This is a genomic window from Paenibacillus selenitireducens, assembly GCF_002021565.1.
Classification (GTDB): Bacteria; Bacillota; Bacilli; order Paenibacillales; family Paenibacillaceae; genus Paenibacillus_K; species Paenibacillus_K selenitireducens.
This window is the reverse complement of the sequence record NZ_MSZX01000004.1, coordinates 46426-61429: the sequence shown is the minus strand read 5'-3', so window position 1 is coordinate 61429 and position 15004 is coordinate 46426. Positions and strand designations below refer to the sequence as shown.

Below are 15004 nucleotides of genomic sequence, written 5' to 3'. Positions count from 1 at the left end.
TGATAATCATGACAACAACATTATACAGCGCAATCGAAGGTAGACGTTCCGTATACGGAATTAACAAAGACGTGAAAGTATCTGACGAGAAAATCCAAGAAATCGTGAATTTCGCCGTCAAACATACACCATCATCGTTCAATTCCCAAAGCGCACGCGTCGTTGTTCTATTGAACGAACAGCACAATAAATTGTGGGATTTAACGACAGAAACACTTCGCCAAATCGTTCCTGCCGACCAATTTGAGCCAACGGCTCAAAAAATGGAATCATTCCGCAGCGGTTACGGTACGGTATTGTTCTTCGAAGACAACGCGGTTGTCGAGAGCTTGCAAGCTAACTTTGCAACCTATGCAGATCGTTTCCCAGTATGGTCCCAACAATCCAACGGGATGCTGCAATTCGTGATCTGGACATCGCTTGAAGCAGAAGGCCTTGGCGCTTCCTTGCAGCATTACAACCCATTGATCGACGAGCAAGTGACAAAAGAATGGAACATTCCTGCAAGCTGGCAATTGGTTGCTCAACTTCCATTCGGTAACCCAGTCGGCGAGAATGGCGAGAAACAATTCCAAGCACTAGAAGATCGCGTTAAATTTTTCAACTAATACGATACGTAAAAGCCGCTATATATCAGCACCTATGCTGCGTATATAGCGGCTTTTCTCATGCTATCATTTCCTGCCCCGATAAGTCCTGTAATTCGTCTGGCGTAACGAGCAATGACAAATCATCATGTTCATTCACATTCATTACTTGAATGCGAATAGGCACATCAACTAGGAGTTTATGTCCCGGGTAATAATTCCGAACCTTGAACACGCTCCCCCTATCTTCATATCCATCTGAACTATCCGATAATCTTCGTCGCAATCGCTGCAAGATCTTTTACGTCAATGACGCCATCTCCGTTAATATCTGCTTTTTTCGCTAGTTCCCAATCTGGGCTCGCAGACGTTTTACCATAATGCACAGCGACGATAGCAAGATCCCCAATCGTTATTTTGCCATCTCCATTTAAATCTCCAGGAATCGTGGTATTGACGGAAGCCTTGAATGTATTCAATGCTTGTTGCAACGCAGCTACAGCACCATCCACTTGGGCTTGCGTCGCTTGGTTTTTGTTCGCAACACTCGAAGCTTTTTGAATAGCTGACAACAGAATTTGCTTTGAGCCTACCGGATACTGACCGATCTGCGTACCTTCTGTGGCTCCATCATGAACGTTCTGTGCCTCGCGAATAAGGTTATTCAACGCCGTCTTATCCGTATTGACATTCACGTAGATGCTCATGGATGTAACCGTAGTCTTCGATTCCATTCCGTTGCTATCTGCCAGAACAGCTTCTTCAACCGCAATCTTGCCTTCTGTCCCTTGAGATACGGGCTTTGCTTTGAAGGTGAGTTCAAACAATTCCCGGTCTCCTGTAATGCTATGTTCAGCACCTTCGCTTGCGGCGATCAACCGCAGCTTTCCTGCCGTTTCCTTACCTATGTTCAACAAATGGACGCCTTCATCCAGTGACTTCGCAGACACGAATTCCACCAGATTCGCATCATAGGTCAGGGTCATATCCTCGGCATATACAGCCTGTGTAACATGGTTGACGCCGCTGCAGCGTAAAAGATTGATTAGCTTGAACGAAATCATCGCCAGACAATACAGCCGTAGGCTCCTTCGGAATCCGCTGCGAAGTGACTTTGAACTCTCTCACTATCACCCAGAACGTCTGCGTATCCGTCACCCGAATGCGGACAAAGCGCGCAAGTTGTTGATCTACCGCGGCATTGATTTCAGGTTGCTCCTCCAGGTTCGCGATCTTCGTCCAATTCGCGCCGTCTACTGAAATCTCAAGCACGCCATGATGTATAAAATCCGAAAGACTGCCGCTTTTACCCATAAGAACTTGGATATTGGACACCTTCCGAATTTCATTCAAGTCCACACCGATGACATCGCCAATGGCCGGTGAGTTATTGCTCCAGAAATACGTATTCAAATTACCATCCAGCATCCGGTCCGGCGTATTGTTCTGATAGGTTCCCATCGTTGTGATCGGGAACGGAACGGACGAATCGCTCCCTAACCATACATCATTCTCCCGAATGGCTCGTGCGAAGAAGTCCTCAAACACTTGGTTGGACTTCGCTTTTGTGATGGCTTGAATATGCGTCTTGGCATCGAGCAGCGCACTCCGGTGTTCGGCAGCTTGCTGTTTGTTGTTACGTTTCTGAGCTTGCAGCATTTGTACAGCTTCTTTACCGGCTTTCCCGTACCATTCATACTTATTCAGATATTCCGCCGTTTCTTCAATAAAGCCGGCATTATTCAACTGGCTGCGCAATATGCCGGGGGCCTGTTGAAGCTTCGCAAATGCGTCTGTGAGCGGCATGGCTGCATTCGTGACATTGCCTCCGCCGACAAATGCGGTCCAGAAGTTGCCGATCAGAGGTTGAATGGTCAGGGACTCTTTGGCATTCAGCGGAGAAGAGTAGTTATTCTCTGCGAAAATTTGCAGCGCATCGGCCGCGGCCCCGCCAAATCGCTGAATACTGAGCTGCCAAGACGTCTCCGGATTATAAGCCTGCGGGTTCCACAAGTAATCCGCGATTGTAAATAACGAAATCTTCGATGCTTCTGCTTCATTCATCGGATTTGATGTCAACCCGATAATGCCATGGTCGGCAAGACCCGGATCCCGATTGTATAACGGCCCGAGATACAGCTTGTCGCGCGCATAGTCGTTCACTGGGAAGTTATCCCAGATTAGCAGATCATGCTTGTATATTGCGTTTGCTTTATCGGCATCCGAAGCCGAAATACCGGCAGGAACGACAGCCGCCCCCGTCCACTGAACGATAATACTCGGATCCACCAACGCAGCGAATCGGCTGATATACGCCGTCGTCGTGATGTTGGCATAATCCGTCGGCACCGTAATCAAACGATGGGCACCCGCGTGTGTGTCAATAAATTCGGTTTTGAACCGATTCAGCAAAAAGGCTTGCGCAGCAGCAACCGGATTCGTATCACTGTTGAATTTGGTTTTATCCGCATTGCAGCGCAATGTCTTGTTAATATCATCCAAGAAGATTGCATAGGATCGAACCCCAATATCCCACATTGCTTGCGCTTTCTTCATTAAGGCTTGGAAATCAACATCATCCGAGAAACAGACCGTATTCCCCGGTGAAATCGCAAATACCAGCTCCACATGATTCTGCTTCGCTTTCGTTACGAGCTCCTTAATTTCGTTCACTTTATCCGCAGGATACGGATCTCTCCACTGATCGCGGTGGTACGGGTCGTCCTTCGGTGCGTAAATATACATATTCATTTTCTGTTCACCATAAAAATCCAGCTGACGCAGACGGTCTTGATGGGACCACGGATCACCGTAGAATCCTTCAATCGAACCGCGCCATGTCATTTTCGGCCAATCCTTGACCGTTACGGCAGGAATCTGCTTGTGTCCACTTTCAGACATCAGCAATTGACGAAGAGTCTGAGCAGCATAGAATGTACCTGTAGGCGTCGTACCAGCGAGAACAATCTCTTTCTTCCCCTGGGCATCCGTTCCGGAAGCTAAGATGTAACCATCCTGCGGTAAGTCATTCAAACCCGTAACCCCCAGGGCTTGGAGAGCAGCAGCTGAACTTTGATTCTCAGTCGGACCGCCGATCCATACGTTCAAAGGAGCGGTAGGTATTTCATTATCCTGTATCCGCTTAATCGTCTGGACGCCAGCTTGTTGAAGGATCGCTTCGACGGCTTGGATCGCTGGCTCATCCGTCGTTGCTCCTGTCACTACGCCAACCTCCGACGGAATCGCGATGCTGCCACCCGCTGATTGAAGCGATTGCGGAACAGGAGATATTGGCGGAACTTCCGTCTGTGATGCACTCGCAGACACCGAGGATGGCGAAGCAAGCATAGGTATAGCTAATGCAAGCGTCAAAGTGACTGTTAGGAGCCAACGTGTACGCTGCCTTACCGAGGTTATAAAGTTCATGAGCACGGCACCTTTCTTCATTAGAATTATGGGTTTCTGCTGCACTCTACACTCGTATGTATCTATCTCTCTCTAATGTCCCTCCTTCTTCAGAATTCCCTTAACGTAAAAAAGAACACGAACAAAAAGAGTCTCCTCTTTAAGCTCGTGCCCGCCTACGTCCGGTTACACGCTTATAGGCAGAATCGCTAGATAACTGCATCATCGCCTTAAGCATAAAATAATCAAGATTGCTGCTCATTTCAATAGCTTCGACAAAGGTTATCAAACTATAACAGGAATTTATGCGCCTCGCGTATGCTTCTCGCAAGCAACTCCGAATTCACGCCGAGCTCTTCCGGCGTCGTCTTGCCGCCTACTTTTTCCAGATACCCTCGAATGGTTGCTTCATCCGGAATTAGGGCAATCTCGTCTTCGATGTGTGATCGGTTGCCATCGTTTTCCCCGAAGCCCGAAAGGAGTAATCTTTTTTCGCATCAAGCCCTCCTTTCCTGTGGGAAGTATGCTACACTATGGGCACGTCAATCTATTATCCCAAAAGGAACCTAAATCCTATGAATGACATGAATGTACATAATCGCTTCAACTCCGTTTATTGGCAGCAGCACCTGGCCAACGTGCAGTTAGATTTGTCGATTGCGGCCTATACGAAGGTACCGGAAGACTGGCATGATACCAATTACATTCCTGAATTTAACAAGCTCTATTACATTGTCGAAGGGGAAGGATTCGTCCAAGTGGGGGAGGAGCGACATGTGTCGCAGCCGGGACAGCTCATTCTCTTGCCTGCTGGGACCTTGCAAAGCTACGGCACCATCCCTGACGCACCAACCTTTGGGAAGTATTGGTGTCATTTCAGCGCAAAGGTGGGCAATCAGCATCTGTTTGACCTGCTGCGCACGCCTCTCTTCGTGAATGTGGACGAAGACGATGAGCTGCGCAAGCAATTCGATCGATTGATCCGCTTCCAGTACGCCGAAGGTTTATCCGCGGCATTTCGAGTGCGATCAGCGCTGCTAGAGATCATCTCGATGTTTTTGGATCAAAGCCCACGGATTCAAGTGAATACCTCCAAATCTCCCAGTTTCGAGAAAATGAGCCGTGTCATTCGACACATTGAGGATCATCTATCTTCGACATTCAGTATTGAGGAATTAGCTAGAATCGTTCATCTCCAACCGAACTATTTTATTCAAACCTTCAAACAAGTCACAGGGCAATCCCCTATTCAATATATCAACCGATTGCGATTAGAGAAGGCTGCCCAATTACTTAATTTCACGAATCTAGGGATCACTGAAATCGCGGAAACGGTCGGGATCGAATTATCCTATTTCTCCCGGATGTTCAAAGAGTACACAGGCTATTCTCCCTCAGCATACCGGGAATATATGTTGAACAGTCAGACAGGACCTATGCAAAAATAATAACCGAATCCAAAAAAGGCAGTGGTGCGATATAAGCACCACTGCCTTTTGCATATGAATGTAATGATCAAGGATAAAAAGTACTGGCAGGCGTTGTCGTCGAACACCACCGGGACTGGAATAAGGAGTCGATGAGTATATCCTTCGCCCGTTCCGAACCAATATAACGAAGCGCTTCTGCCGCATGTGCGCGGACGTAGCGATTGTCATCTTCAAGCGCAATTTCAAGCTGAGGAACGGCTGCATCTGCCGAAGCTCCAATCCGTGACAAGGCTAGGCCTGCCGTAAATCGGACTTGCACATCGCTATCTTGCAGGCATTGAATCAAAGCAGACACCACTTGATCGGATGGAGACCCGATTAACCCCAAAGCCTCTGAAACGGCCTGACGGACGCGATCCTCAGGAAAGCTCAATAGCTCCGTTAGACGGGGTACCGCCACAGCGGCATGCTGCTGCTGTTCACTTAAAGCAAAGATCGTACGAACCAATGTAGCCGGGATCTCATCATCTAATGCACTTAGCAATGCTGGTACGGCATCCGGACCCGCGACGGACAAGCCGTAGGCAGCGGTACGTGAAGCGTTCTCATCGCCATCAAGCAGCGCTTGCATGAGTACATTCACCCCTGCATTGCCATGGCGAGCCAGTTCATAAGCTGCATTCAAGGCGTCAGGCTCGAAGTCAGAAGTTAACTGCTGTGCGAGTGCATCCACAACGGATGGCTCACCAGACCCTGTCTTCGCCAGACTTCCTAACCGACCAGACAACCAGTTCCACGTTTCCTCCCACAGGGTCTCATGCTCAGCAATTGGCGTGGTATACGATGCCGGTTTGCTCCACTCGGTTACTTGGTTATCCCAACTTGGCAGCATCGGGGCTTCCGTCCGCATGAATTCGAACTTCAACATATACCGGGGCTTACCAAGAACATTAGGCGTCGAGCGATGCCAAATGTCGTAATGGATCAACGCGAAGGTTCCTGCTTCACCACTGGCCAAGGCCTCTTCCGGCATCTCGTCAGGTACGAACGTACGGGTTTGATGGTTTTGCGTTCCTGGCAATACACCTGTTGGACCCAATTCCTTCGGCGTTGCTTGCGGGAAATACATGATCATAGCCCACCATGGATGGTGGTTTCGCATTTTGTCATATCCCCAGTAACTATCTTTATGCCATCCACCGGCAATTTTCTGTTCATTATAATGACCATGCCGATGCGCGTGCATCATATAGTTAGGTCCAAGGACGCTGGTAAGCGCACCCGTCACAACGGGATGATCGAATATTTGTTGTACTTCGCGGATTCGCGGAAGCAAGTTATTCCCCGGATTTCCTTCTTGCTCATATACGTGGTTTAATTGATCATTCAATCTTGCATGGAAGTCTTCGGAGAAGTCAGTTTGCAGAATTAAAAAGCCTTCCGTAATGAATTTGCTCATTTGCTCATCGGTCAACAATAAAGGCGCGTTCGGTTTCAAGTTAAGGATCCCTCCTCAGATTTGAGTTTACGCCCTTATTATATAAAGCAGAACGCCAAGCGGATATAGATAAAACTAATTTAAATTTGAAGAAAATTAAGATACGATCACTTGTTTAATTTTAATGGAAGATTGCTGGCTTAGATTCAAAAACTCCTGATCGACTTGGACAAGAGGATGCAGCGGGTCTTGCGTATGAATCATTCGGATGGTGGCAATACGTCCATCGTTTAAAATCACTTTTTTGCCTAGAAGCGACTGCATGAGACGATCTAGAAATACGCTCAAAATTTGTGGATCCAGTGCGCCAAATGCCTGATCTTTCATTTGCTTCATTATTTCATGAAAAGGAAATGCTGCCTGATAAGATCGATTCGATAGAAGCGCATGAAATATATCAGCCACAGCTACAATTCGGCTAAACAAATCAAGACGTGAAGCTCCAAGGCCTAGCGGATATCCGCTTCCATCTTGGCGTTCATGATGTTGTAAGGCAACAAGCGCGACTCGATGGTTCATGCCGACGGTCTCTTTCAGCATCCCATACCCAATGACCGTGTGTTTCTTCATGAGCGCATATTCGAATGCAGTCAATTTCTCGGGTTTCGTCCAAATTTCCATCGTTATTCTGAACTTCCCAATGTCATGCAGTGTTGCAGCTAGCGACAATGCTGGTAGTTCAGATTCACTAACGCCATACCACTTGCCGATCCATGTAGCCATGACGCCAACGCCGATGGAATGCCTGTATATATAGTCATCTTTAGACTGCAGAGCTGCGAGCAAACAAGGAATATCAAGCGATTCGGCGGCATGTTGGATGCTCGGAATGATTTGCTTGCGAATCTCAAACAGAGGTATTTTATGATGAAGCTGTACAGTATTCATCAATTCTTTCATCATCCGTACCATATCATCAATGAATTGATGTAAGGCATCATCCTGTCCTCCGGTAAACGGCGAAAAGGGTTCAACATCGATAGATGCTGAAGGTGTTGCTGTAGGCCATATGTTCTGGGTATGTAAATTGCTGCTCATTTCATAATCTCCCCTCCTTACAAAATTCCCCCTTAGCTTAGCAGACCAATCTCTCAAAAATCTCACAAGCGGCAGCACAAAAAACAGAGAGAATCACTTCCCTCTGTTCGACGTACAAGCCTGAAATTCATCACGTATTTCCATGTACATGTACTAGAGCCCAATCTCTCATGGCTTGCGGTGGGTCTATACCAAGTTCTTTGCGGCAGCCCAACTCAAATTGCGTATAATGCTTCATCATGAGGTCCCTGTTCCCGCTGCGCTCATACACTTCCAAGATCGCCTGATTCATTTCTTCGTCCAATGGATAGATGAGCAAAAAAGCGTGTAGACGCTGTTCCATCCTAGACCAAGCCTGACGTTTGCCATCCTCCCGATTCAAGGTTCTTACAAGCATCCGGTACTGCTTCGCATAAACTTCTTCCAAAGAGACCTTCCACAAATAATCTTTCCTCCCAAACAACGGTCCTTTGTACAGCGCACATAATTGCTCTAGTTGCTCGATATCTATTTGATCCTCCGGTAAAGTAAAATCATACTGTTGAAAAACAACAACATCCACCCTCTGAGATCTTGAATCCAGTGTATACCCTTCATTTCTCTTGAGGAGTTCCATGCCAAGATTATGCTCTTTCAAAATCTTCTTCAACCGATACACGGTATTGTATAAATTATGCGATGCGCGCTCTTCATCCATATCAGGCCATAATAAGTCTGCTAACCGCCACTTGCTCATTTCTTTCCCTGCATGGCATAACAAATAGGCGAACAACTCTTCTGTCTTGCGAGTCGGCCAGCGAACCCATTCCCCTCTGGCGCTCCGAACTTCAAAATCTCCGAAGCATTGAATATGGGCAGTACGCCCCATCTCCACCGCAGAAGTTTTCGGATGATGGTTTTTCAACAGCCGTTGTGCAACACGTTCAATGGATGCTGGGGTTACAGGTTTTAAAATATAATCCACCGCATTGACTTCGAATGCATCCAACGCATAGGTTTTATACGCGGTGGTGAAAACGACTTGCAGATCGTCCAGCTTCAATAGCAATCGGTGCGCAAGCTCCAGTCCATTAAGATTCGGCATCTCCACATCCAGAAATACGACATCCGGTCTCAGATTAGGAACTTCTCGAAGCGCCTCGATTGGATTGGTGAATTCCCCCTGAATGTTGTAATGTGAATTGCGGCTAATGATGTATTTCATCAATTCCAATGCAGGCACCTCATCTTCCACAATGACAACATTAAACATCTCCTACGCTCCTTATCCGGTTCATGTCGACAACAGCTTCCGCGTCTAAAGGGAGGTACATCGTTACTTTCGTGCCCGCATCCAATTCGGAGCTAATTTGGAGCGAAGCCCCTTCAATGACATCCAGCCTTTTACGGATATTCGGAATACCGATACCGCCCGCATGATGATTGCCATGAATCATTTGATAGAGGAGATCATCCGGGATCCCAACACCGTCATCTTCAATGACCACTTTCATATATTGATCTCCCTCATGAATTTGAAGCGTAATCTTGCCTTGCCCGTCTTTCTCGAACAGGCCGTGCCGAATCGCGTTCTCAACAAAGGGTTGAATGGATAATGAAGGGATGGAGACCTCCATGAGCCCTTGCTCGACCTGACATACAAAATCGAATCGTCCGCCAAATCGGGCTTTCTCAATTTCGACATAAGCCTCGATAAGTTCCAATTCATGAGATAGCGGGACGAACGGCGTAGAACGGTCCATATCCAGAATGTGCCTTAAATATTGAGAAAGCATGAATAATAAATGTGCAGCCTTCTCCCCGTCGGTGTAACAAAAGGAAATAACACTGTTGAGCGCATTATACAGGAAATGCGGCTTAATCTGCGCTTGATAGAACGCTTGTTCATTCTGGATTGCCTCGCGTATCGAGGTCTTCATCGCAATCAACGTTTGAATTCTGGCAAGGATCGTCTCCTCGTCGAAGGGTTTCGTCACATAATCATTCGCACCCGCTCTGAAACCGATGGCCACATCCTGTGATGTATCCTTGGCAGTCGCAAATAAGATCGGCAGATCCAGGATCGAATAATGATTCCGGATTATCTGACATAGCTCAATACCTGAGGTGACAGGCATCATAACATCCAAGATAACCAAGTCTATATTCGGATAGTCTTTCATTTTCGATAAAGCCTCTTTGGCAGAAAATGCAGTAATCACATTGTAACGATGACGCCGCAACATATTCCGAAGCACTTGAATATTTGAGGATTCATCATCTACGATGAGAACCGTGTACCCCTGTTGATCCATGCTATCCAGCGAAATGGGTCCCTTATCGTATGAAGGGCGCTCGTCTATAGCATAGGCCGTCTCTCGATACGCCGCCGTAAGTCTGTCCACGCTTGGCAGCGTGAAGGACATCTGTGTCCCTTGTCCGACTTCAGACCAAGCCACTTGAATGGTCCCACCCATCCGTTCAATGAGCTTCCGACTAATATATAGCCCGATCCCCATGCCTGTATAACCGTCCCTAGAAGGAACGCGATCCACCTGCTCGAAATATTCAAAGACCGCGGTATGCTTATCCGAGGGGATGCCTGTCCCGGTATCCTCTACCATAACGGTAACGATCCCTTGATCTATGCTCGTCATCACCTTGATGGTGCCTTGCTCGGTATGCTTCATGGCATTATGAATGAGGTTGTACATGACTTGCCGCAGACGATTCTCATCCGCAAAAACCCAGATATCCGGCTCGACTTGATTATCTAGTTGAACTTCTTTTCCCAGAAGCTCGAACTGCAGCACGTCAAACACAATTTGGGTGATTACCTTCATATCGACCACAGTCAGATGCAATTGCAATTCATTATGCTTCAGGCGACTCACATCAATCAGATCCTGAATCAGCATCGATAATTTCGTTGACGTATCTTTGATCAACCATAAATTCTGACGCTGCTTCGCCGATAAATGATGCTCTTCGTCATCCAGCAGGTACGAGGTCATATTCATGATGCCATGAAGGGGTGTCTTTAACTCATGCGATGTTTGCGTTAGAAATTCATCCTTGAGCTGGTTAGAGACCATTAATTGCCGGGTAAGAAGCTCGGTATCGGCATAAGCTTTCTCGAACCGAAGCATCAACAGGAAATTCATGCATGCAACAAACGTGATCACACCAAGTTTGCCGACCAAATCGGACTGAACTATATTTTCCGAATATAGGGAGCCGTCTACCAAATAGATAATTAGCGATATTCCTCCCCCAATAAACAACATGAGCTCGTTCCGGCCAGTCGCATCTTTTTTAAGGTTAAGCAAGTAGATCATGCGTCCAATGATAAATATATGCATGATACCCAGATAAGGAAATAATAAATACTTAAATTGAATATGTATCGCGTAAGGCAACACAACAATCGTGGAGATGTAAATCAATAATGGTGCTAACATCGCAATCATCATGCGGCGTGACAACAGTTTGGTATGGATGGATTGGAAAAATAAGATAATAAACAGCGAACTCAGGCATTGGGTCATATCAAGCAGCTTGTAAGCCAAAATAAAAGGGATGTCCGGCAACAGCTTCAAAAGGATTTTCTCTCCATACAGCAATGACATGATGACGAGAAGAAGTTGGTACACGCCAATATATAAATAGATTTTTACTCGCTTCTGCATAAAGTACAAGCCCAAATGATAGGCACCGAACATCACGAGCAGCAAGATGACGCCGAGGTCTGTGCCAATCTGCAGCCCATTTAATCCTGTAATATCTTCCGCGGTACCGAACTGGATGGAATGAATAATGCCCCCTGTTCCATACATGTAATTCGCAACTTGAACAATAATTTCTATTTCTTGGGCATTGTTATGAAAAAAAGCGTTATATGGTGTATTTCCAGGCTTATGGGATTCTTGCGATTCGGCAGGATTCCCGCTTCCCCCTGCTTGTATGCCATTGATAAATAAACAGTGGGACATACGGATATTTTCAATTTTCATCCCCAAAATCTCATCTTTATCTTGTACGAGAACCTTCAAACGGTATGTGCCAAATCCTTTTCGAGGAATACCATTGGATTGCATGCCCTTCCAAGTTCCAGGAACCATCGGATATTGCACTTTGGGTCTGGCTCCTTGTTGAAAGTCTGCGGGCTGAAGCAATTCATTCTCGTAGAACTCCCATTGCCCGTCCAGACTAACCATACCCTGCTGATGGAAATCCCAGTGCCTTAGATCTAACACCCCTTGCTGTGCAGCGGGTGAATTCTTATTTGGTAATGTCTGGGCATAAATTGCCGCATACATGAGAATAGCTAGCATAAAGATCAACCCAATAGAAATGAGCTTCCCATAATTTGTTCTTCGCATGCTCGGTCTCCTTCTCATGATTGATCTTCATCTATTCTATCATTTTGTCCTCACAAAAAACTCACAAAGTCAAACGTCAAGAACATAGATGTTTGTCGAATAATATCTACCTCGCACCCATCTCTTAATTTTTACGATGAAAATATTGAGGCCTGACGCTTTTTTACAATACAAGCCGCATGATTATTTGGTATATTCATGAAGATGGCGTCAACACTGAGGATGCATAGAGGTACGAAGGCGAAATAGGAGATGATCGAGGAATGACCATTTATATTGCACTACTACGGGGAATTAATGTGAGCGGACATAATAAAATCAAAATGACGGATTTGAAGAACATATGCGAGAACATGGGTCTGACCCACGTAAAAACCTATATCCAAAGCGGAAATGTACTCTTCAAATCAGGTGATGAGCCAAAGGTACTCCGCCAACGAATCGAGGAAGGCATCCAGTCGGCATTCGGTATTTCGATCACGGTCGTGATCCGAACAGCAGATGAAGTCGAACGTATCATTGCGGATTGCCCGTACGCAGGCGTTCCCTTGGAAAAAGGGCATAGCATTCATGTTTCCTGCTTAACTGAAGCACCGCCCCAGAAGGTTGTCGACCTCTTGGCGAACAGCGAACGTAATCGCGATGAGTACCATATCCACGGATGCGAAATCTACTTCTTGTTCCGTCAGAGCATATCAGATTCCAAACTGGCAAAAAACCTGCAAAAGTTAGGGAATACAGCAACAACGCGCAATTGGAATACGATGAACAAGCTGGATGAGTTAGCGAAGGCATTATAGGCTAAAATGGGAGACAGGCTGGCTAGCCTGTCTCTTCCGACGTTACAGAGAAGGCCACTACACTGCAAATCTTGCCCAACTGATTGAATGTTCACCCAACTACACGCTTAACCTTGTCAAAGAGGCACAGGACAACACCTCTCGCTTAAATGCATCGGACCTATCACCCTTCAATGACGCGAACCGTTATCCTACATCATTCACTCTTTATGCGAATGACGGGGAATAACGATACTTCGTTACTTGTTCAAAGCCGTAGGCTAATTTGATTAATGTCGGTTCGCTAAATGCCGTACCCACGAACGTGATCCCTTGCGGGCCTTTCGTAGTATAACCGCCCGGTGCAATGATGCCCGTCCGTGCGAAGCCTCCCGGCACCGTAATCACGGGATAACCCGCTCTTGCAGCGATATCATCCCCGCCTTCATTGCCAAGAAAGAGAAGTGCATCTAACTGATGCTCCGCTAGAACATAGTCAATGCCTTGTGTCCCAGCCAATTCTTTATTTCTCCGCTTGCTGTCGAGATATTCTTGTTCTGTCAGCGTCCCGCTCGTCTCCTCTGCCCACGTCAGTCCATCCTGCCCATATTTGAGACAGGTTTCTGCATGATCGTTATTGAATGCAATAACCTCCTTCATGGAGTGGACCGGTATTGCAGGAGCTAGTTTCTCAAGATAATCATTCAGACATTTCTTGAACTCATATCGCATTACATTACCGTCCCAATCTACACGTTCGCATGGGAGCTGCACCGGATCGATAATCGTTGCGCCCGCGTTTCTCAGCACTTGAATGGCTGCTTCAATGATTTCAAGTCTCGCATCATCTAGGTCTTGGTAATAATATCGAGGAATGCCTATTCGTGCGTGCTGCAAGAAATCTTTATCCAAAAATGGGGTATAGTCACCATGAGCATGGTTGGCACTTAAGTTAGTCGACTCATCCCGTTCGTCCACGCCCGTTAATGCACCAAGAAGAATCACAGCATCGGCCACGGTTCTTGCCATGGGACCCGCCGTATCTTGGCTTCGTGAAATGGGGATAATCCCCGATCTGCTAACTAAACCGATCGTAGGTTTGATTCCCACCAGACAGTTCTGACTCGCAGGGCTAATGATCGACCCCGATGTTTCTGTACCAATAGCAGCTGCCCCCAAATTTGCCGCAACCGCAGCCGCCGACCCTGAACTAGAACCGCCGATGAATAATTCTCCGGGTCCATACGGATTCAGCGCGAGCCCTCCTCTTGAACTGTATCCCGCCCATATGGTGGAAGACATCATCCCTGCCCATTCGGTCATATTGGTTTTCCCTAATATTACGGCGCCCGCGATGCGTAGTTGAGCGGCGACAAACGAGTCCTCCGCAGCGATGGATTCCGCTAAAGCTGCAGATCCTGCGCTCGTGTGCATGCGATCCGCCGTATCGATATTGTCTTTTAATAAGATGGGAATTCCATGCAACCATCCGCGACTTCCCTTTTCCTGCCGTTCGATATCAAGCGATCTGGCAATATCCAGCGCATCAGGATTTATTTCTAAGATAGAATTGATCCTCAAATCGTATGTTTGGATTCGGGCTAAGTACAACTTCACTAATTCCTCCGAGCTTAATGTGCCTGATTCCATGGCAGCTTGCATGCTCATCATATCCGCTTCGATAATCCATTCATCTAAGTTTCTTTTCATATGAACAACCCCCTTATCATTCCTAGTTTAACTATAATGAACGGGCTCCCTTGAACCAATATGGAAAATAACTACGAATCATTTTTTACCACAATAGAAACTACCTCTATACGTGGTCGCTCATCTTCGAATGGAGAGATTGCCGAAATCAAATTAGGGTGCAGGGAACAGAGCGAGAAATGAACGGACACACGAG

General features: G+C 46.7%; 11 protein-coding genes. 3 read left to right on the top strand and 8 right to left on the bottom strand.

Features of this window, described 5'->3' with window-relative positions; genetic code table 11:
- The first annotated feature begins 8 nt into the window (after positions 1–8).
- On the top strand, positions 9–608 hold the full coding sequence (locus BVG16_RS10725) for a nitroreductase family protein (protein WP_078498570.1): 600 nt from the start codon (positions 9–11) through the stop codon (positions 606–608).
- A 58-nt stretch (positions 609–666) separates the two neighbouring features.
- On the opposite strand, the gene BVG16_RS32770 is transcribed toward BVG16_RS10725, so the two are convergent.
- From BVG16_RS32770 to BVG16_RS10715, 3 genes are read right to left on the bottom strand one after another with little or no spacing between them, the layout of a single operon-like run.
- The gene (locus BVG16_RS32770) at positions 667–822 is read right to left on the bottom strand and encodes a hypothetical protein (RefSeq protein ID WP_158081666.1); all 156 of its coding nucleotides are present in this window, start codon (positions 820–822) and stop codon (positions 667–669) included.
- A gap of 28 nt (positions 823–850) precedes the next feature.
- Positions 851–1573: a dockerin type I domain-containing protein gene (locus BVG16_RS10720; RefSeq protein WP_078498568.1), complete on the bottom strand. Its 723-nt coding sequence runs from the start codon at positions 1571–1573 to the stop codon at positions 851–853.
- The gene (locus BVG16_RS10715; protein WP_158081665.1) at positions 1557–4013 is read right to left on the bottom strand and encodes a beta-N-acetylglucosaminidase domain-containing protein; all 2457 of its coding nucleotides are present in this window, start codon (positions 4011–4013) and stop codon (positions 1557–1559) included. Before BVG16_RS10715 ends, BVG16_RS10720 begins: the two co-directional genes overlap by 17 nt.
- Positions 4014–4567: 554 nt before the next feature.
- Between BVG16_RS10715 and BVG16_RS10710 the strand changes: the two genes are divergently transcribed.
- A complete protein-coding gene (locus tag BVG16_RS10710; protein WP_158081664.1) occupies positions 4568–5440 on the top strand; it encodes an AraC family transcriptional regulator in 873 nt (290 codons plus the stop codon).
- A 67-nt stretch (positions 5441–5507) separates the two neighbouring features.
- Here the strand turns inward: BVG16_RS10710 and BVG16_RS10705 are convergent, their stop codons facing one another.
- From BVG16_RS10705 to BVG16_RS10690, 4 genes are all read right to left on the bottom strand, one after another.
- Positions 5508–6920, bottom strand: a complete 1413-nt coding sequence (locus BVG16_RS10705) for a HEAT repeat domain-containing protein (protein WP_233146999.1) — start codon at positions 6918–6920, stop codon at positions 5508–5510.
- Between the two features lie 96 nt (positions 6921–7016).
- A complete protein-coding gene (locus tag BVG16_RS10700) occupies positions 7017–7958 on the bottom strand; it encodes an HD-GYP domain-containing protein (protein WP_078498562.1) in 942 nt (313 codons plus the stop codon).
- Between the two features lie 130 nt (positions 7959–8088).
- Positions 8089–9210, bottom strand: a complete 1122-nt coding sequence (locus BVG16_RS10695) for a response regulator (protein ID WP_078498560.1) — start codon at positions 9208–9210, stop codon at positions 8089–8091.
- Positions 9203–12319: a hybrid sensor histidine kinase/response regulator gene (locus BVG16_RS10690; RefSeq protein ID WP_144027356.1), complete on the bottom strand. Its 3117-nt coding sequence runs from the start codon at positions 12317–12319 to the stop codon at positions 9203–9205. The genes BVG16_RS10695 and BVG16_RS10690 overlap by 8 nt, the downstream gene beginning before the upstream one ends.
- A 263-nt stretch (positions 12320–12582) precedes the next feature.
- Between BVG16_RS10690 and BVG16_RS10685 the strand changes: the two genes are divergently transcribed.
- A complete protein-coding gene (locus BVG16_RS10685; RefSeq protein ID WP_078498556.1) occupies positions 12583–13119 on the top strand; it encodes a DUF1697 domain-containing protein in 537 nt (178 codons plus the stop codon).
- Between the two features lie 207 nt (positions 13120–13326).
- On the opposite strand, the gene BVG16_RS10680 is transcribed toward BVG16_RS10685, so the two are convergent.
- A complete protein-coding gene (locus BVG16_RS10680; RefSeq protein WP_078498554.1) occupies positions 13327–14808 on the bottom strand; it encodes an amidase family protein in 1482 nt (493 codons plus the stop codon).
- Positions 14809–15004: the final 196 nt, after the last annotated feature.